This is a genomic window from Deinococcus yavapaiensis KR-236, from assembly GCF_003217515.1.
GTDB lineage: Bacteria > Deinococcota > Deinococci > Deinococcales > Deinococcaceae > Deinococcus_A > Deinococcus_A yavapaiensis.
The window spans coordinates 345,576-362,384 of sequence record NZ_QJSX01000001.1; the positions used below are offsets into that span (position 1 = coordinate 345,576).

Annotated in this window: 17 protein-coding genes; 4 read left to right on the forward strand and 13 right to left on the reverse strand. The window is 65.8% G+C overall.

All coding sequences use genetic code 11. The features are described 5' to 3' along the window. Nucleotides 1–47: 47 nt before the first annotated feature. Nucleotides 48–1,136, reverse strand: a complete 1,089-nt coding sequence (locus DES52_RS01700; protein ID WP_110885013.1) for a potassium channel family protein — start codon at nt 1,134–1,136, stop codon at nt 48–50. A gap of 90 nt (nt 1,137–1,226) precedes the next feature. Here DES52_RS01700 and DES52_RS01705 point away from each other — a divergent pair, with 90 nt between their 5' ends. After that, nucleotides 1,227–3,083: a glycoside hydrolase family 2 protein gene (locus tag DES52_RS01705; RefSeq protein WP_110885193.1), complete on the forward strand. Its 1,857-nt coding sequence runs from the start codon at nt 1,227–1,229 to the stop codon at nt 3,081–3,083. A 17-nt stretch (nt 3,084–3,100) separates the two neighbouring features. Here DES52_RS01705 and mnhG read toward each other — a convergent pair whose 3' ends face one another. The 7 genes from mnhG to mbhE are packed head-to-tail and all read right to left on the reverse strand — an operon-like array spanning nt 3,101 to nt 8,761. Next, complete coding sequence (gene mnhG, locus DES52_RS01710) at nt 3,101–3,460, reverse strand: monovalent cation/H(+) antiporter subunit G (protein ID WP_110885014.1); 360 nt, start codon at nt 3,458–3,460, stop codon at nt 3,101–3,103. A 7-nt stretch (nt 3,461–3,467) separates the two neighbouring features. After that, nucleotides 3,468–3,728 (reverse strand): monovalent cation/H+ antiporter complex subunit F, encoded by a 261-nt coding sequence (locus DES52_RS01715; protein ID WP_110885015.1) that lies wholly within the window; start codon nt 3,726–3,728, stop codon nt 3,468–3,470. A 3-nt stretch (nt 3,729–3,731) separates the two neighbouring features. After that, on the reverse strand, nt 3,732–4,202 hold the full coding sequence (locus DES52_RS01720; protein WP_110885016.1) for a Na+/H+ antiporter subunit E: 471 nt from the start codon (nt 4,200–4,202) through the stop codon (nt 3,732–3,734). Continuing rightward, nucleotides 4,199–5,665: a proton-conducting transporter transmembrane domain-containing protein gene (locus DES52_RS01725; RefSeq protein WP_110885017.1), complete on the reverse strand. Its 1,467-nt coding sequence runs from the start codon at nt 5,663–5,665 to the stop codon at nt 4,199–4,201. The genes DES52_RS01720 and DES52_RS01725 overlap by 4 nt, the downstream gene beginning before the upstream one ends. Then, a complete protein-coding gene (locus DES52_RS01730) occupies nt 5,662–6,108 on the reverse strand; it encodes a Na+/H+ antiporter subunit C (protein ID WP_110885018.1) in 447 nt (148 codons plus the stop codon). The genes DES52_RS01725 and DES52_RS01730 overlap by 4 nt, the downstream gene beginning before the upstream one ends. Next, nucleotides 6,108–6,533 (reverse strand): MnhB domain-containing protein, encoded by a 426-nt coding sequence (locus DES52_RS01735; RefSeq protein ID WP_110885019.1) that lies wholly within the window; start codon nt 6,531–6,533, stop codon nt 6,108–6,110. Before DES52_RS01735 ends, DES52_RS01730 begins: the two co-directional genes overlap by 1 nt. After that, a complete protein-coding gene (gene mbhE / locus DES52_RS01740) occupies nt 6,530–8,761 on the reverse strand; it encodes a hydrogen gas-evolving membrane-bound hydrogenase subunit E (RefSeq protein WP_110885020.1) in 2,232 nt (743 codons plus the stop codon). Before mbhE ends, DES52_RS01735 begins: the two co-directional genes overlap by 4 nt. A gap of 185 nt (nt 8,762–8,946) precedes the next feature. Between mbhE and menC the strand changes: the two genes are divergently transcribed. Both menC and DES52_RS01750 read left to right on the forward strand, forming a co-directional pair. After that, nucleotides 8,947–10,059, forward strand: a complete 1,113-nt coding sequence (gene menC, locus DES52_RS01745) for an o-succinylbenzoate synthase (protein ID WP_110885194.1) — start codon at nt 8,947–8,949, stop codon at nt 10,057–10,059. Next, nucleotides 10,056–10,817, forward strand: a complete 762-nt coding sequence (locus DES52_RS01750; protein WP_110885021.1) for a GNAT family N-acetyltransferase — start codon at nt 10,056–10,058, stop codon at nt 10,815–10,817. Before menC ends, DES52_RS01750 begins: the two co-directional genes overlap by 4 nt. On the opposite strand, the gene aac(6') is transcribed toward DES52_RS01750, so the two are convergent. The 5 genes from aac(6') to DES52_RS01775 form a co-directional block, all read right to left on the reverse strand. Then, nucleotides 10,804–11,250: an aminoglycoside 6'-N-acetyltransferase gene (gene aac(6'), locus DES52_RS01755; RefSeq protein WP_110885022.1), complete on the reverse strand. Its 447-nt coding sequence runs from the start codon at nt 11,248–11,250 to the stop codon at nt 10,804–10,806. The genes DES52_RS01750 and aac(6') overlap by 14 nt on opposite strands. Next, on the reverse strand, nt 11,247–11,654 hold the full coding sequence (locus DES52_RS01760) for a VOC family protein (RefSeq protein WP_110885023.1): 408 nt from the start codon (nt 11,652–11,654) through the stop codon (nt 11,247–11,249). The genes aac(6') and DES52_RS01760 overlap by 4 nt, the downstream gene beginning before the upstream one ends. Before the next feature lie 100 nt (nt 11,655–11,754). Then, on the reverse strand, nt 11,755–12,540 hold the full coding sequence (locus DES52_RS01765) for an amino acid ABC transporter permease (RefSeq protein WP_110885024.1): 786 nt from the start codon (nt 12,538–12,540) through the stop codon (nt 11,755–11,757). A 98-nt stretch (nt 12,541–12,638) separates the two neighbouring features. Further along, entirely contained in the window at nt 12,639–14,153 is a 1,515-nt protein-coding gene (locus tag DES52_RS01770) for a glycine--tRNA ligase (protein ID WP_110885025.1), read from the reverse strand. Between the two features lie 253 nt (nt 14,154–14,406). Then, on the reverse strand, nt 14,407–14,982 hold the full coding sequence (locus DES52_RS01775) for a YcjF family protein (protein ID WP_110885026.1): 576 nt from the start codon (nt 14,980–14,982) through the stop codon (nt 14,407–14,409). A gap of 171 nt (nt 14,983–15,153) precedes the next feature. On the opposite strand from DES52_RS01775, the gene DES52_RS01780 reads away from it, so the two are divergent. After that, nucleotides 15,154–16,776 (forward strand): catalase, encoded by a 1,623-nt coding sequence (locus tag DES52_RS01780; RefSeq protein WP_110885027.1) that lies wholly within the window; start codon nt 15,154–15,156, stop codon nt 16,774–16,776. The last annotated feature ends 33 nt before the right edge of the window (nt 16,777–16,809 follow it).

Below are 16,809 nucleotides of genomic sequence, written 5' to 3' on the forward strand. Positions count from 1 at the left end.
CCATCTCGAATTCGGGATGGGCACCGCCTCCTTGGTTCGGGCTCGCCTCACCCCTCGAAGTTCACCACGCTTTCCTCTCGGCGCCATTCCTGACGCGTCGGGTACCCGAACCGCGTGCGCGTCCGGGCGCTCGGCGCGTCCCAATGGCGGCGCGTCTGCTCGTAGCGATGCCACGCTTCGTTCGGGTCGCGCAAGGGAATGTTCTTTCGTTGAAGGACGCGCCACGCGTGCTCGAAGGCGCCTCGTCGCGCGTCCTCCAATTCACCGGGCGGCAAGGAATTCGTCTCGAAGCGGCGCGCGAGGGTCGCGAAGTAACCGCGTACGATGCGTTCCGTTCCTCCCGTGATGATGCCTTCGGCGAGGGCAGGGTAGGCGAGCGGCGACACCATGGTGCGCAAGATCGTGACGACCTCGCCGAGGTCCGTCAAGGCGATCGGCAAGGCGCGCTCGTCAGGCTGGTGAAAGTAGTGCAGCAGCGGGAACTCGTCTTCGGACTGCACGACTTCGGACAGCGCCGTCGCCGTGCTGGACAGCCAACTGTTGAGCTCCGACGATCCGTCGGTCGTGAGGGCCGTCGCGACGAGGTCGGCGGGCGTCTGGGCGTCGTTGCGGCCCACGAAGCGGTGAATTTCGTACGCGAGGGCCGTCATGCGGTCCAAGGCTCCGTACACGGCGAGCAGGTACGTCACGGCGACCGTGATGAGCACGAAGCCGCTCGCGGCGGCGAAGACCATCACGAGGCGCGCGATCATGCCCGTCGGGGTGACGTCGCCGATGCCGAGCGTCGTGATGGAGTACGCGGAGATGTACAGGGCGTTGAACCACGCGGGAAACGCGACCGTGTCGTCGACTTGAAAGGTGCGCGCCCACGGCAGCAGCAGCAACGTGAACGCCACGAGCAGCGTGAAGGCCCACACGATGACCGTCAAGGGAATGAGAAGCGGGCCGAGGCGAGCGAGGCGGCGGCGCGCGTTCCTCGTGGCGTGACCGACGAGACGGTGCCACACGATCCAACTCCAATCGTACAAACGCCCCGCGATCGGACCGGCGGGGCCACGCGGAACGAAGACGGTCGTGTACACGTCCCAAAACAAGAGCAGCAGCAGCGCGAGGCCGAGGAGGGCGGCAGCGGTCATGCCTCATGGTGAGCGCCCGTTCGTGAAGGCCGTGAACAGCGAATCTTGAGAAGGCGCCCGCGCCCACAAGCGAGGTTTATGCTGTCGAACATGCACGACGATCCGCACTACCCTCGCCCGCAACTGCGCCGCCCCGAGTGGCGCGACTTGTCCGGCCCGTGGCGCTTCGCGTTCGATGACGAGAACTCGTGGCGCGCTCCGGGCGACGCGACCTTCGACCGGGAAATCCAAGTGCCCTTCCCGCCCGAAAGCGAGCTCAGCGGTCTGCGCGAGACGGGTTACCACGCGGTCGTGTGGTACGCGCGGCGCGTGGACTTGAGCGAGGCCGAGCGGCCCGTTCGAGGCGAGCGGCGCCTCGTGCTTCACTTCGGCGCCGTGGATTACCGAGCGAGCGTGTGGGTGGACGGGCACCTCGTCGCCACGCACGAAGGCGGGCACACGCCGTTCTCGGCCGACATCTCCGAGGCGGTAGGGCGCGCCGACGGCTTCGAGGTCGTCGTGCGCGCCGAGGACGATCCGCGCGACCTCGCCCAGCCGCGCGGCAAGCAGGACTGGCAGGAAGTGCCGCACGTCATCTGGTATCACCGCACGACGGGCATTTGGCAGACGGTGTGGCTGGAAGTCGTTCCGGACATGTTCGTGGAGCGACTGAAGTTTTTGCCCGACGTGGACCGCGGCGAGTTGCGCCTCACGGCGCGCTTCAACCGCGACGTCTCGGCGGACGCGTCGGTGCACGTCAAGGCGAGCTTGCGCGGCAACGTCCTCGCTCGGCAAGTCGTGTACGCCGACGGGCGCGAGGCGCACGCGGTCCTCGGGCTTCGTCACACGTCGGGCACGCCCGAGCGGCACGACTTGCTGTGGTCTCCGAAGCGCCCGAACCTCATCGACGTCGAGATCGAGTTGCGCGACGCCTCGGGCGCGGTGATCGACCGCGTCGAAAGCTACGCGGGCTTGAGAAGCGCCGAGGTGCGCGACGGGCAGTTTCTGCTCAACGGCTTTCCTTACTACCTGCGGCTCGTCCTCGCGCAGAACTACTGGCCGCAAAGCCACCTCGCCGCGCCTTCGCCCGGTCACTTGCAGCGTGAAGTGGAGCTCGTGAAGGAGCTCGGCTTCAACGGCGTGCGCATCCACCAGAAGATCGAGGACCCACGCTTCTTGTATTGGTGCGACCGCGTCGGACTCGTGGTGTGGGGTGAGATCGCCAACGCGTACGTGTTCGACGAGGACGCGCAACTTCGCCTCACGAGCGAGTGGCTGGAGGCGGTGCGGCGCGACTTCAATCACCCGTGCGTCGTCGCGTGGGTGCCGCTCAACGAGTCCTGGGGCGTGCCGAACCTCGAGCGGGACGCGCTGCAGCGGCATTTCGTGAAGGGCCTGTACCACCTCACGAAGTCCTTGGATCCCACTCGGCCCGTGATCGGCAACGACGGCTGGCAGCACGTCGCGGGCGACATCCTCGGCATTCACGACTACGCCTTCACGGGCGACGTGCTGAGGGAACGCTACGGCTCGCACGAGCAGCTCGCGCACACCTTCGAGCGCGTTCAACCGCACTTCCGCCGCATCCTCACCGACGGCCACACCCGCCGAGGCGAGGCCGTCATGCTCACGGAATTCGGCGGCCTCAGCTTGCGGCCCGCCGAAAGCGAACGCTGGTGGGGATACGGAACGGTCGGCAGCCCCGACGAACTGCTGGAGAAGTACCGCGAACTCGTCGCGGCCGTGCTGGAGTCGAACGTCTTGATGGGATTTTGCTACACGCAGCTCACGGACACGGAGCAGGAAACGAACGGCTTGTTGCGCGCCGACCGCACGCCGAAGGTGGACCCCGCGAAGCTTCGCGCCGTCAACGTGGGCTTCGCGCACTCGGTGCCGGGCGACGTCATCAACGAGATCCACACGGACGCGCAACGAAGAGACGCGGACCTTCGCAAGAACACCGAGTAAGCGAGAACGCGAAAACTTCAGTCGCTTCCCGCTTCCCCCTCGTCGGCGCGAGGGGGATTCCACTCGTCGGCCTCCGGCGAGACGAGTTTCGGCGTGAGGCCGCGCCGATACGCGGCGTTCGCGATGACGTACCCGCTTACGGGCGACGTCATGAACGAGAACACGAGAATCGCGAGGAGGCGTACGGCGACCTCCACGGACGCGAACTCGAACATCGCTCCCACGAAGATGCCCGCCGATCCGAGCGTCACGAGCTTGCTGCTGGCGTGCAACCGGGTGTAGAGGTCCGGAAAGCGCATGACGCCGATGGCGGCCGTGAGGACGAAAAACGCTCCGATCAAAATCGGCAAGTCGCGCTGAGCGAGAAACTCGGTCATGAGAGCCTCACTTCATCACTCGGCCGAGGAGCATGTAGCGCGCGAGGGCGACGGTGCTCAGGAAGCCGAGCAGGGCGAGGACGAGGGCCGCGTCGAGGAAGTCGTGGTAGCCGAAGCGCAAGGCGAGCAGAACGAACAGCAAGGTCATGTTGACGCTCAGAAAGTCGAAGGCCATAATGCGGTCGCCCCACGTGGGGCCGATCAGGACGCGGAAGGTCACGAGAATGGTGGCAAGACCGACGACGACGAGGGCGAGATCGATGAACACGGTTCACCTCATGAACTTGAGCAGGCGATCCTCGACGGCCGAGATGGACGCTCGGGCGGCGTCGAGGGTGGGCAAGCCGATGGCGTGGGCGTAGAGGGTACGTCGGTCGTCGGACACGCCCATCGCGACCGTGCCGGGCAGCAAGGTGATGGTGGCGGCGAGCGTGGCGATGGCGGCGTCGCTTTCCACGCGAAGCGGCACGGCGACGATGACGGGCGTCAAGGCGATCTCGGGCTTGAGGGCGAACGAGGCGACTTGAACGTTCGCGACGACGAGTTCCTTGACGAAGTACCCGAGGAATCCGAGCACGGAGAGGACGCGGGGAATGTACGTGTCGGTCGGGAGGACGCGCCGAAAGACGACGAGGGCGGCGAAGCCGAGGACGAAGCCGACGGCGAGGTTGGGAAGGTCGACGCTTCCGAGAAACAGCGCCCACGCGACGCTCAGCAGGACGTGGATGGCGAAGCTTCTCACGGCAGCACCTCGCGGGCGTACTCGCCGGGATTCGCGAGTTCGGCGGCGATCCGGTCGGCGGACGCGTAAAGTGGGCCGGACACGACGATCAGGGACGCCGTGACGGCTCCCGCGACGAGGGTCGTCGCGGTGAGGAAGCGGCCCGCGGGCGCGGCGCGCCGGGACTCGCCCCAAAAGGCCGAGCGCCACACGCTCGCGAGGGTGACGAGCGTGAGAAAGCTTCCGAGGAGGATCGCGCCGATGCCGAGGAAGGCGAGGGAGGTGCCGACCTCGGCGGCGGCGCGAACGAGGCCAAGCTTGGCCACGAAGCCGCTCGTGGGCGGCAAGCCGACGAGGGCGAGCAGACCGACGAAGTACGCGGCGGCGAGCAGCGGAGAGCGGCTCAGCAAGCCGCCCGTGACGACGCTCTCGGTGCCCGTGAAGCGCTCGGCGAGCGCGGCGACGGCGAACAGGCCGAAGGTGACGAGCATGCTCTGCGCGAGGTAGAAGACGGTGGCGGTCAAGGCGTCCGGGGAGTTCAATCCGAGGCCGACGCCGAGGTAACCGACGGACGAAACGACCGTGAAGGACAAGATGGACCGCCACGTGCGTTGCGACAAGGCGCCGAGGGCGCCCACGAGGACGGTGGCGCTTCCAAGGACGAGCACGATCGTGTGCGTCACGTGCGGCTCGGTCGGGAAGACGGTCGTGAGCAGGCGAATCAAAGCGTACGCGCCGACTTTCGTGAGAACGGCGGCGAAGTACGCGCTGACGGCGGGAGGCGGCTCGGGGTAGGCGCCGGGAAGCCAGAAGGACAGGGGAAACAACGCGGTCTTCGAGGCGAAGACGAACATCAGCAGCAAGGTGAGGGCGGTGACGCTGGCGTTGGGGCCGAGCGGCGCGCTTCGAAGCGCGAGGTCGGCGAAGTTGAGGGTGCCGAGCAGGCCGTACGCGAATCCGGCGGCGACGACGAACACGGCGGACACGAGCAGGTTGAAGACGACGTACCGAAAGCCTTCGCGCAGTTGCCCGACGTCGTTGCCGAGGACCATCAAGGCGTAGGACGCGACGAGCATCACCTCGAAGGCCACGAAGAGGTTGAACAGGTCGCCCGTGAGAAAGGATTGGTTGACCCCGGCGAACAGCAGGTGAAGCAGGGCGTGATGTCCGAACCGTTCGCGCCGTTCGTCGGTCGTGCCGCGCGACAAGAGGACGGTCAGGAGCGCCACGAGGGACGCGGCGGTCACGCTGATCGCCGAGAGGCCGTCGGCGACCACCGCGATGCCGAAGGGCGCGGCCCAGCCGCCGAGATTGGACGACGGGGCCTCGCCGTTGAGGGTGGCGGACAACAGGGCCGCGCTCGCGGCGACCGTGAGCGCCGCCGACAGCAACGACACGGCGAAGCGCGCGTCGCGCCCGCGCAGGACGAGCAGCAGCACCGCCGACGTCAGCGGAATCAGGATGGGCAGCAGCACCGCGTTCACGAGCGACCGCCGCTTGGCGCGAGGATCGGCGCGTCCGCGTCGACGTCCGCGGGAAGTTCGGGGTTGGTGGGGTGCTCGGGATCGGCGACTTGGCCTTCGTCGACGGCGTCTCGCTGCAGTTCGTCCTCGAAGGCGGCGACGTCGTCCTTGCCCGTCGCGTGGTGCGTGCGAACGGCGAGGGTGAGCAGCAAGGCGGTCGTGCCGAAGCCGATCACGATGGCCGTCAAGATGAGGGCTTGCGGCAGGGGGTCGACGTACGGTCCCTCGACGCTCAGGAGGGGAGGCGCGTCGAGGCGCAGTCCGCCCGTGGCGAGGATGGCGAGGTTCACTCCATACGACACGAACGCCAAGCCGAGGACGACGCGCAAGATGGCGCGTGACAGCAGCAGGTACACGCCCGTCCCGACGAGGAAGGCGGTGAGGCCCGCGTACAGCACTTCCATCACTTCACCTCCTCGCTCGGCAGTTCGGTCAACGCTCGGATGACGCCCATCGTCGCGCCGATCACGACGAGGAACACGCCGACGTCGAACACGAACGCCGTCGCCCACGCGAACTTGCCGGTGAGGGCCGTCTCGACGCTGCCGTGATCGGACGTCAAGAACGGCAGGCCGAGCGCGAAGGGCACGAAGCCGGTCAGGAGCGCGAGGCCGATGCCCCACGGCAGCAACACGCGCAAATTGGCGCGCGTGGCGGCTTCACCGAACGCGATGCGGTACAGCACGAGGGCCGCGCTGACGATGAGGCCCGCGATGAAGCCGCCGCCGGGCGAGTAGTGACCGCGCCACAGCATGTGGAACGCGAAGAGCAGCACGACGAAGAACACGGCGCGCGCGACGGTCGACAAGATGGGATCGGGGTGTTTCACGCGCGGCTCCGCATTTTCACGAGGGCGTACACGGCGACGGCGACGATCGCGAGGACGGTGATCTCGCCGAGGGTGTCGAAGGCGCGGAAGTCCACCAGGATCACGTTCACGACGTTCTTGCCGCCCGCCTCGTCGTAGGCGTTCTCGAGATAGTACGGACTGATGCGTTCTCGCAGCGGGGACTGGACGAGCAGCACGAACGCGAAGACGATGGCGGCGACGCTTCCGGCCAGCAGCACGTCCCACAGCGGTCGGAGGCCGACGCGCGGCAACCGCGCGAGGGGCGGCAGGAAGCGAATCACCAGCAGGAACAAGATGACCGTCACCGCTTCGACGAGCAGTTGCGTGAGGGCGAGGTCGGGCGCGCGCAGCAGCAAAAACGCGGCGGCGACGCCGAAGCCCGTGAGGCCGGTGAAGACGATGGCGTTGATCGCGTCCTTGGCGAGCAGCACCCCCACGCCGCCCGCGACGAGCAGCACGGCGATCGGCACGAACGCGATCGGCACGGAACCGAGATTCGGCGGCAAGGTGAGGTGGGCGCGAATCAGGCCGTACCCGGCGAGCACGGCGAACGCCGTGAGGATCGCGCGCAACTGGTCGGGCAGACGCTGCCCTTGCGTGGCGGTCGTGAAGCTCGTCGCGAAGCGCCCGAGCAGGCGAAAGAAGCCGTAGTACGCGCGGTTCGCGTCCCCGACGCTCTCCAGCTTCTCTTGAGCGGCGTCCACGGGACGCCGCAAGCGGTAGAGCAAGGCTCCGAGCCCCCACGTCAGCGCGGACAGGCCCAGCGCGGGATTGAAGCCATGCCAAAGCGCGAGGTGCTCCTCGACGTCGGTGAAGTTCAAGGTGGAAGCGGCGACGCGCGACAGCGCCTCGGCGGTGCTCGGCAGCACGCCGAACGACACGGCGAGCGCGGCGAGGGGCAGCGTCGGGGCGAGCAGGCCGAGCGGCGCTTCGTGAAGCTTCCGGGGCGCCTTCGTCGGTCCGACGAACACCGACAAGAACTTCAGGCTGTACGCGAAGGTGAACACGCTGCCGAGCACCGCGACGCCTGCCAGCCATCCGCTCGTCTGCAAAGCGCGCTCGAAGAAGAGTTCTTTCGACACGAAGCCGCCGAGGGGCGGGACGCCCGCCATGGAGAGCGCCGCGACGAACGCGACGCTCGCCGTGACCGGCAAGGCGCGCGCGAGGCCCGAGAGGTCTTGCAGTCGCCGCGTGCCCGTCTCGTGATCGACGATTCCGACGACGTAGAACAAAGCCGCCTTGAAGACGGCGTGGTTCAGGAGGTGCGCGACCGCCACGAAGCGAGCCTCGGGCGTGTTGAGGCCGAACAGCGCCATGATGAGGCCAAGTTGCGACACGGTGGAGTAGGCGAGCAACGCCTTGAGGTCCGTTTGGCGCAGCGCGAGGTAAGCGCCCCAGAAGAGCGTCAGGAGGCCGAAGCCGACGACGAGTCCGGTCCACAACGCTCCGGCGAACAGGAAGCCGAGCTTCGCGACGAGGAAGATGCCCGCCTTCACCATCGTCGCCGAGTGCAAAAAGGCCGAGACGGGCGTCGGCGCTTCCATGGCGGTGGGAAGCCACAAGTGAAAGGGCACTTGAGCGGACTTCGTGAACGCGGCGAGCAGGACGAGGACGAGCGCCGGGACGAACAGCGGGCTGGACCGCAGCGCGTCCACGTCGATTTGCGAGAGGACCGCGCTGCCCCCGGCGATGGCGATCAGGACCGCCGCGACGAGCAGGCACAAACCGCCCGCGCCCGTCACGATCAAGGCTTTCACGGCGCCGTCACGTGACGCCGGGCGGTCGTTCCAAAAGCCGATCAACAAGAAGCTCGTGACGGACGTGAGTTCCCAGAAGGCGAACGTCGCGAACAAGTTCTCGGACAAGACGAGGCCCAGCATGGATCCCGCGAAGAGAAGCAGATACGCGTGGAAGCGCCCCAAGTTCTCGCGCGCCGACAGGTACGACGCCGCGTACAGCGTCGTCAGCACGCCGATCACGCCGATGAGGACGGCGAACAGACGCGAGAAGCCGTCGAGGCGAAAGGCGAGGTCGAGGCTCAGCGTCGGCACCCAGGTGAGCGTTTCGCGCCGCTCGTCGCCTGCGGCGAGCAGCAAGGCGGGCAGCAACGCGAGAATCGGAACGAGGGCCGTCCACGTTCGGACGCGAAGGCCCAGCAGCGCCGCGATCAGCGCTCCGAGGAAGGGCGTTCCTACGGCGAGCAGCATCTCGTCCTCGCGTGGATGTTCGTCTTCAAGTCCTCTCCCCTTTCCGAAGCGCCGTTTCAATAAGGCGAGCGGAGCCCGCGTTGCAGACTCCACCAAGTCGACGTATGGCCGCCGGAACCGCCCGTGGGCAAGTATGGTGGTTCTACCATACGGGCGGAGTCGGCGAGCAGAGTATGATTCCTGCCATGATTCAAATCGAGTCGGCGACTTTGCGCCTGTTGGAATTGCCGTTGAAGTTCCGCTTCGAGACGAGCTTCGGCGTGCAGACGAAACGCACGATCCTGCTGCTCACCTTGCACGCCGACGGCGTGGAGGGACACGGCGAGGGCGTCATGGAGACCTTGCCGATCTACCGTGAGGAAACCGTGGCGAGCGCGGAGTACCTGCTGCGCGACGTGTTCTTGCCGCGCGTCCTCGGCAAGACGTTGACCTCGCCGCACGACATCGAAGGGCTGCTCGCGCCGTTTCGAGGCAACCGCATGGCGAAGGCGGCCTTGGAGATGGCGACGTGGGACGTGTACGCGCGGTCACTCGGGGTGCCTCTCAAGGATTTGCTGGGCGGCACGCGGTCGAGCGTGCCCGTCGGCGTGTCCCTCGGCATTCAGAAGGACGAGGAGGCGACCGTGGACCTCGTGCGGCGTCACGTCGAGCAAGGGTACAAGCGCATCAAGCTCAAGATCAAACCCGGCTGGGACGTCGTGCCCGTGCGCGCGGTGCGCGAGGCCTTCCCGAACCTCACGATGACCGTCGACGCGAACTCGGCGTACAAGCTGTCGGACACGCGGGTGTTCGCGGCGCTCGACGAGGTGGGCCTCGACTACATCGAACAGCCCCTCGCGTACGACGACTTGCACGATCACGCGAAGCTTCAGGCGATGATCGCGACGCCGCTGTGCCTCGACGAGAGCATCCTGACCGCGCACGACGCGCGCAAGGCGCTCGAGACGGGAGCGGGACGCGTGATCAACGTCAAGCCCGCTCGCTGCGGCGGTCACGCGGAAAGCGTGAAGATCCACGCGGTCGCTTCGAGTCACGGAGTGCCGCTTTGGATGGGCGGGATGTTGGAGGCGGGCGTCGGGCGGGCGCACAACATCCACTTGGCGAGCCTGCCGGGCTTCTCGAAGCCGGGCGACGTGTCGAGCGCGAGCCGTTATTGGGAGGAAGACATCGTGAACGAGGCGCTCGAAGCTCAGGGCGGCGAGATGCCCGTCCCGAGCGGCGCGGGCATCGGCGTGACGTTGAACGAGGACGTGTTGTCGCGCGTCACGGTGCGCCACGAGGAGGTGCGCGCGCCGTGATCGTCCGCGAGGTGCGAGGGCCGGACGAGGCGGTCCTCGTGGAGGAACTCCAGATCGTCACGTGGGGCCGCAACGAGCGCGAAGTCGTTCCGAGGGGCATGCTGATCGCCACGCAGATGCAAGGCGGTCTGCTGGCGGGCGCGTTCGAGGAAGGCGAGATGATCGGTTTCGTTCTCGGCTTTCCGACGTCACGGTCGACGGTGCAGCACTCGCACATGCTCGCCGTGACGCCCGCGGCGCGAGGGCGCGGCGTCGCCCTCGCGCTCAAGCGCTACCAGCGCGAGTGGTGCTTGGAGCGCGGCATCGACATCGTCGAGTGGACGTTCGATCCGTTGCGCGTCGTGAACGCCCACTTCAATTTGCACCGCCTCGGCGCGACCGTGCGTCGTTACCTGCCGCACTTGTACGGCGAGATGAGCGGCATCAACGCGGGCGTCGATTCGGATCGCGTGCTCGCCTCGTGGAATCTCGTGTCGGAGCACGTCGAGCGCGCCGTACGAGGAGAGCGGCCGCGACCCGGCGGGCTCGGCGTGGTGATCAACGAGGACGCGCCGCACGGCTTCGACCGCGCGACGCTCGGGCCGCGCTTGCTCGTGCGCATTCCCGAGGATTTCGGCGAGATCGTGCGCGAGGACCGCGAGGCGGCCCGAGCGTGGCGGCGGCACGGACGAGACGTCTTGTCGCACCTGTTCGAGGAAGGCTACGCGATCACGGACTTCTCGCGCGAAGCGAACGCGCACGTCCTCACTCGCGTGTGAGTTCCTTGCGGTACACGACGAGGCGCTCGACTTCCTGAAAGCCGAGCGCTTCGTGCGCTTGCTGACTCTCGGTGTTTTCCAGCAGGACGTCGGAGGCGACCTCTCGGAAGCCGTGTTCGCGAGCCCACGACTCGAATGCCGACACGAGCGCTCGACCATATCCTCTCCTTCGTGCGTCGGGACGCACGTACCAGCCTTCGAGGTACGGAACGGGGCTGGACTCGCATCCTTCGGCGTACGGCCGCAAGCTGAACTCGGCGAAGCCCACGAGGCGCTCGTCCTCCTCGGCGACGAACGCTCGACCGTCGTCGAGAAGGCGGCGGATGTCGTCGAGAAACTCCGCTTCCTCGCCGTGGGGCCACAACGCCAACCTCAAGCGCAGCCAGCCTTCCACGTCCTCGTTGGTCGCCGCGCGGACGAGCAGGCCGGTCATGCGACGGGTTCGACGGCGTTGACCGAACTGCCCGAGGGATCGCGGAAGACGAGGTCGCGGCCCCACGGCAGGGAGCGAACCTCGTCGAACTCGAGGTCGGCGTGGACACTTTTGAGGCGCGCGAGCAGGGCGTCCGCGTCTGGGGTCCGCAACACGAGGGTGGGTTGCACCGCGAGGCTCGCGAGGGTGGCGTCGCGTTGCTCGGCGTTCGTCATCCAGTCGCGCGGATTCATCAGCACGAGTTCGGGGCCGGTGCCGTCGGGCGTACCGACGGTGAGCCACCGCATGCCGGGCGCCACTACGTTGTCGGCGCGCACGTGCAGGCCGAGGACGTCGCGGTAAAACGAGAGGGCTTGGTCGAGATCGGGAACGTACCGCGTGAAGTGGGTGATACCGTCGATCATAGAACCCCTTCCTCCGACGAATGCCTTATCGGATTACGTATATATCATAACGAATCGTGATTTTCTAAGCCATAGGCCGAACGGCGTATGGCTCGGAAGGTCAACGGCCCGGCAGCTTCAAACGGCGCTCCAGAAGGTCCGTGAAGAACGTCAGCACCGTCGTCAACAGCAAGTACACCGCCGCCACGGTCGTCAGGACCGGAACGGGCAAGAACGTCTCGGACGACACGCGACTGCCCGCCAGCGTCAATTCCAGCAACGCGATGCTCGACGCGAGCGACGAGTCCTTGAGAAGCGCCACGACGTTGTTCACGAGCGGAGGCACCACGATTCGCAAAGCTTGCGGCAACACCACGGTCGTCATCGTCGCGCCGCCCGACAAGCCCAGCGAGCGGGCCGCCTCCGTCTGCCCTCTCGGCACGGCCAAGATGCCCGCGCGGATGACCTCGGCGTTGTACGCCCCGACGTTGAGCGACAACGCGATCACCGCCGACCAGAACTCGTTGAGTTGCGCTCCCACGCCGACTTGCTGCAACAAGATCGGCAAGGCGTTGTACACGAACAGGATCTGCACGAGCAGCGGCGTGCCCCGAATGATCCAAACGAAAAAGCTCGCCGGACCCCGCAAAAACCACGTGCCCGACGTCCGCGCCAACCCCACCAGCATGCCCACGATCAAGCCGATGACGCCCGACACCAACGTCAGGAGCAGCGTGATGCGCGCGCCCTCCACGAACAAGTTCGCGCGCGACCCGATCGGCTCGGGCGCGCGGCTCAACACCAAGCTCACCAACCAGAACAGCAGGTAGAACGTGACGACGCCCACCGCCACCCAAAAAAGGGCGACGAGCGGCGCCGGAAACCGCCGAGGCGAGGCGGCCGTCATGAGAAGCTCCGATGAACGTGCATTTGTGACACTGTAACGGAAAAAGAAGGAAGGGGCACGCCCCCTTCCTTCGAAATTCGAGGCCCGTTCGCCGGAAATTACGACAGCCGCGACCTCAAGTAGGTGGAAAGTTCGGCGATCGAGACGCGCTCTTGACGCATCGTGTCGCGGTCGCGCACCGTCACCGTGTCGTGCAGGCTCGTGTCCTCGCCTTGCCCGATGGTGTCGAAGTCGATCGTGACGCAAAACGGCGTGCCGACTTCATCGTGACGACGGTACGCCTTGCCGACGTTGCCCGAATCCTCGAAGAGGATGCGCCCGAGGCCGAGAGCCTGCAACTGGGCTTTCACCGACTTGGCTTTCTCGACGATCTCCGGGCGGTTGCGGGCGAGCGGAATGACGGCGGCCTTGAGAGGCGCGAGGTGCGGCCTCAACTTGAGGACGATGCGCTCCGAGCCGTTCTCGAGGACCTCCTTCGTGTACGCCTCGCTCAGCACGGCGAGCATCGCGCGGTCCACGCCCGCCGACGGCTCGATCACGAACGGCACGATCGGCTTGTTCGTCTCGGGATGCGGAATCACGAGCTTGGCGACCGAATCGTCGTTGGGCTCCACGCGCGCTTGGATGCCGAGGTCGCCTTGCGCTTTCGTGTGGCTGCCGAGGTCGAAGTCCGTGCGGTTGGCGATGCCCTCGATCTCCTCGAAGCCGAGCGTCGGGTAGTCGTACATGAGATCGTACGTGCGCTTGGAGTAGTGCGCGAGGTCTTCTTTGGGCACGTCGAGAATCTGAATCTTCTCGCGCGGCACGCCCTGCGCCTCCCACCACGCGAGGCGCGCGCGCAACCACTGCTCGTGCCACTCCTCGTCCGTTCCCGGCGCGCAGAAGAACTCGATTTCCATCTGCTCCAACTCGCGCACGCGAAAGATGAAGTTGCGCGGCGTGATCTCGTTGCGAAACGCCTTGCCGATCTGCGCGATTCCGAAGGGCAAGCGGCGGCTCGTGGAGTCCACGACGTTCTTGAAGTTCGTGAAGATCCCCTGCGCCGTCTCGGGCCGCAAGTAACCGTACGAGTCCTCGTCGGCGACGGGGCCGATCGTCGTCTTGAACATCATGTTGAACGGGCGAGGCTCCGTCCAATCGCCGACCTCGCCGGAAAACGGATCGCGGACGCCCGCCTCCTTGAGGGCCGTCTCCGCCCGCGCGGTGTCCTTCATCATGGCGCTCACGACGGCGGGCAAGTTCTCCTGGCTCTCTCCCATCGCCTCGGCGACCTTGGCAATCACGTCGGCCTTTTGGTCCTTCACGAGGTGGTCGAGGCGGTAGCGCTTCTTCGTCTTTCGGTTGTCCACCATCGGGTCGGAGAAGGTCGCTTCGTGGCCGGAGTGCCGCAGCACGAGGCGGTGCATGATGATGGAGGCGTCGAGGCCTTCCATGTCGTCGCGCTCGTACACGTTCGTACGCCACCACGCCGCCTTGATGTTGTTCTTGAGCTCCACGCCGAGCGGACCGTAATCCCAAAATCCCTGCAAGCCGCCGTAAATCTCGCTGCCTTGAAAGATGAAGCCGCGCCGCTTGCACAAACTCACGAGTTCTTCCATCGAAGTTGCCGCCATGTTCCTTCTCCTTTCCGCGCTGCCGGCACAACGACAAAAGACGTCCCCGGGCGAGCGCTCGCCCGGGGACGAATTCATACGAATCCGCGGTTCCACCCCGGTTCCCTTGTCAGGGCACCTCGAATGATTGCTGCTCCCCGCCGCCCTTCCCGAAGTGCCACCTGCTCGGCTTGCACCGTCCCGAGCTCGCTGAAGGTACGTTCTTCGGTACTCCTGCGGATCAACGCTGCAGGCAGCATAGCAGGAACGCCGATCAGTTCAAGTCTTTCACGCCGTCCTTGCCTTGCTCTTTTTGCTCGGCGCGTTGCTTGAGCTCCTTGGCGAACTCGCCGAGCGCCTCGATGGTCGGCTTCTCGACGGTCGGCAAGACCTTTTGCGCGACGTGCTTCTGCTCGACTTTCGTGAAGGTGCGGCCTTCGAGCTTCGCTTGGAAGTAGCGTTCGGCGAGCTTGCCGAGCGCGAAGGTCCAGCCGTACACCAAAGGCGCCGTGACGACGCCCCCGATGATCGGAGCGACCGTCTTGATGATGCCGCGCATCACTTGCCGCGCCGCGAAACCGTACGCGAACACCGCGCCGAGCTCCGTCACGACTTCACGGGCACGTTCGGGCGTCATGTCGAATCCGTAAATCTTGCCGACGTGCAACACCATCTTCGCCTGCACCGGCGTGATCAGCAGCATGTCGGCGAAGGGAATCGGCTCCACGGCGATCGCGCCCGACAGGAGCGCCGCCGACTTGACGACGTCCTCGACGTTCTCCTCGCGGCTCTTGTTCGGGTCGACATCGAAGTTGAAGTTGTCGAGGACCTGCGAAATCAAAGGCAGCATACGTTCATGGTATACGCGACGCGCGAACCGAAGTTCCCGCCCCCGTCGCCATTGGACGCTTCGGTGAACGCTGTATTGCCGATTCTTAAACGCTTCGACAACGCTTTGTTCAAGCTTTCACGCCGTTCACCTTGGAGGGGCGAAAACAATGGTCGGTGACCGGAGGTCCACATGAGCGAGCAACGCGGCAAGACCGAGCACAACACGAACGTCGAAGACATCGGCGGCCCCAACGATCCACGCCTGTCGAGCGGCGAGACGCCCACGACCCTCACGACCCGTCAAGGCCACCCCGTCTACGACAACCAGAATTCCCGCACGATCGGCTCGCGCGGCCCGACGACCCTGGAAAACTACCACCTTCTCGAAAAGATCACCCACTTCGACCGCGAACGCATTCCCGAGCGGGTCGTGCACGCGCGCGGCGCGGGCGCCCACGGATACTTCGAGGCGACCGGCAAGGTCGGCGACGAGCCGATCTCCAAGTACACGCGCGCCAAGCTTTTTCAAGAAGCGGGCAAGCGCACCCCGATCTTCCTGCGCTTCTCCACCGTCATCCACGGCGGACACTCGCCGGAAACGCTGCGCGATCCGCGCGGCTTCGCGATCAAGTTCTACACCGAGGATGGCAACTGGGACCTCGTCGGCAACAACCTCAAGGTCTTCTTCATTCGTGACGCCGTGAAGTTCCCCGACATGGTGCACGCCTTCAAGCCCGACCCCATCACCAACGTCCAAAGCTCCGAGCGCTTCTTCGACTTCGTGTCGAACACGCCCGAAGCGACGCACATGGTGACGTTCCTGTTCTCGCCGTGGGGCATTCCAGCTTCGTACCGTCACATGCAAGGCTCGGGCGTCAACACGTACAAGTGGGTCGACAAGGACGGCAAGGGCGTCCTCGTGAAGTACCACTTCGAGCCCAAGCAAGGCATCAAGAACCTCACGCAGGAGGAAGCCGACGCCATTCAAGCGAAGAACTTCAATCACGCCACGCAAGACTTGTACGAAGCGATCGAGCGCGGCGAGTTTCCGGAGTGGGACATGTACGTGCAGATCATGGAGGACGGCGAGCACCCCGAGCTCGACTTCGATCCCCTCGATCCCACGAAGCTGTGGCCGGAAGACCAATTTCCGTTCCTGCACATCGGGCGCATCGTCCTCGACCGCAACCCCGCCGATTACCACGCGGAAGTCGAGCAAGTCGCGTTCGGCACGGGCGTCCTCGTGGACGGCCTCGACTTCAGCGACGACAAACTGCTGCAAGGCCGCACCTTCTCGTACAGCGACACGCAACGGTACCGCGTCGGCGCGAACTACCTGCAGTTGCCCATCAACGCCCCCAAAAAGCACGTCGCGACGAATCAGCGCGGCGGCCAGATGGCGTACAGCGTGGACCTCGCGCCCGGCCAGAATCCGCACGTGAACTACGAACCGTCGAGCCTCGGCGGTCTGACGGAGTCGCCGAGGCAGGGACCCGAGCACACGCCGTACGTCGAGGGCTTCCTCGTGCGGCAAAAGCTCGAGAAGACGAACGACTTCGGGCAAGCCGGACAGCGCTGGCGAGCATTCAGCGACTTCGAGCGTGACGAACTCGTCCGCAACCTCGTCGCGAACCTCAAGGAGTGCAACGAAGTCATCCAAGAGCGCATGATCCACCACTTCACCCTCGCCGACGAGGAGTACGGGCGACGTGTCGCCGAGGGCCTGGCGAAGGACGTGACGAGCATCAAGGAGAAGTTCGAGGCGGGCGTTCGCCTGGCCGAGCAAGAAGGGCACGAGGCGCAACCGTACTGACAGCGCGTCGCCGCGAGAGGTTACCCTGATCTC

Bases quoted from the DNA above. Each gene is read 5' to 3' on its own strand.
- DES52_RS01705 (WP_110885193.1), top strand. From the start codon at position 1,227: ATGCACGACGATCCGCACTACCCTCGCCCGCAACTGCGCCGCCCCGAG.
- mnhG (WP_110885014.1), bottom strand. From the start codon at position 3,460: ATGACCGAGTTTCTCGCTCAGCGCGACTTGCCGATTTTGATCGGAGCG.
- DES52_RS01770 (WP_110885025.1), bottom strand. From the start codon at position 14,153: ATGGCGGCAACTTCGATGGAAGAACTCGTGAGTTTGTGCAAGCGGCGC.
- DES52_RS01780 (WP_110885027.1), top strand. From the start codon at position 15,154: ATGAGCGAGCAACGCGGCAAGACCGAGCACAACACGAACGTCGAAGAC.
- DES52_RS01775 (WP_110885026.1), bottom strand. From the start codon at position 14,982: ATGCTGCCTTTGATTTCGCAGGTCCTCGACAACTTCAACTTCGATGTC.
- mbhE (WP_110885020.1), bottom strand. From the start codon at position 8,761: ATGCTGCTCGCCGTAGGAACGCCCTTCCTCGGAGCGCTGATCGCGGCG.
- menC (WP_110885194.1), top strand. From the start codon at position 8,947: ATGATTCAAATCGAGTCGGCGACTTTGCGCCTGTTGGAATTGCCGTTG.
- DES52_RS01760 (WP_110885023.1), bottom strand. From the start codon at position 11,654: ATGATCGACGGTATCACCCACTTCACGCGGTACGTTCCCGATCTCGAC.
- DES52_RS01700 (WP_110885013.1), bottom strand. From the start codon at position 1,136: ATGACCGCTGCCGCCCTCCTCGGCCTCGCGCTGCTGCTGCTCTTGTTT.
- DES52_RS01765 (WP_110885024.1), bottom strand. From the start codon at position 12,540: ATGACGGCCGCCTCGCCTCGGCGGTTTCCGGCGCCGCTCGTCGCCCTT.
- DES52_RS01730 (WP_110885018.1), bottom strand. From the start codon at position 6,108: ATGGAAGTGCTGTACGCGGGCCTCACCGCCTTCCTCGTCGGGACGGGC.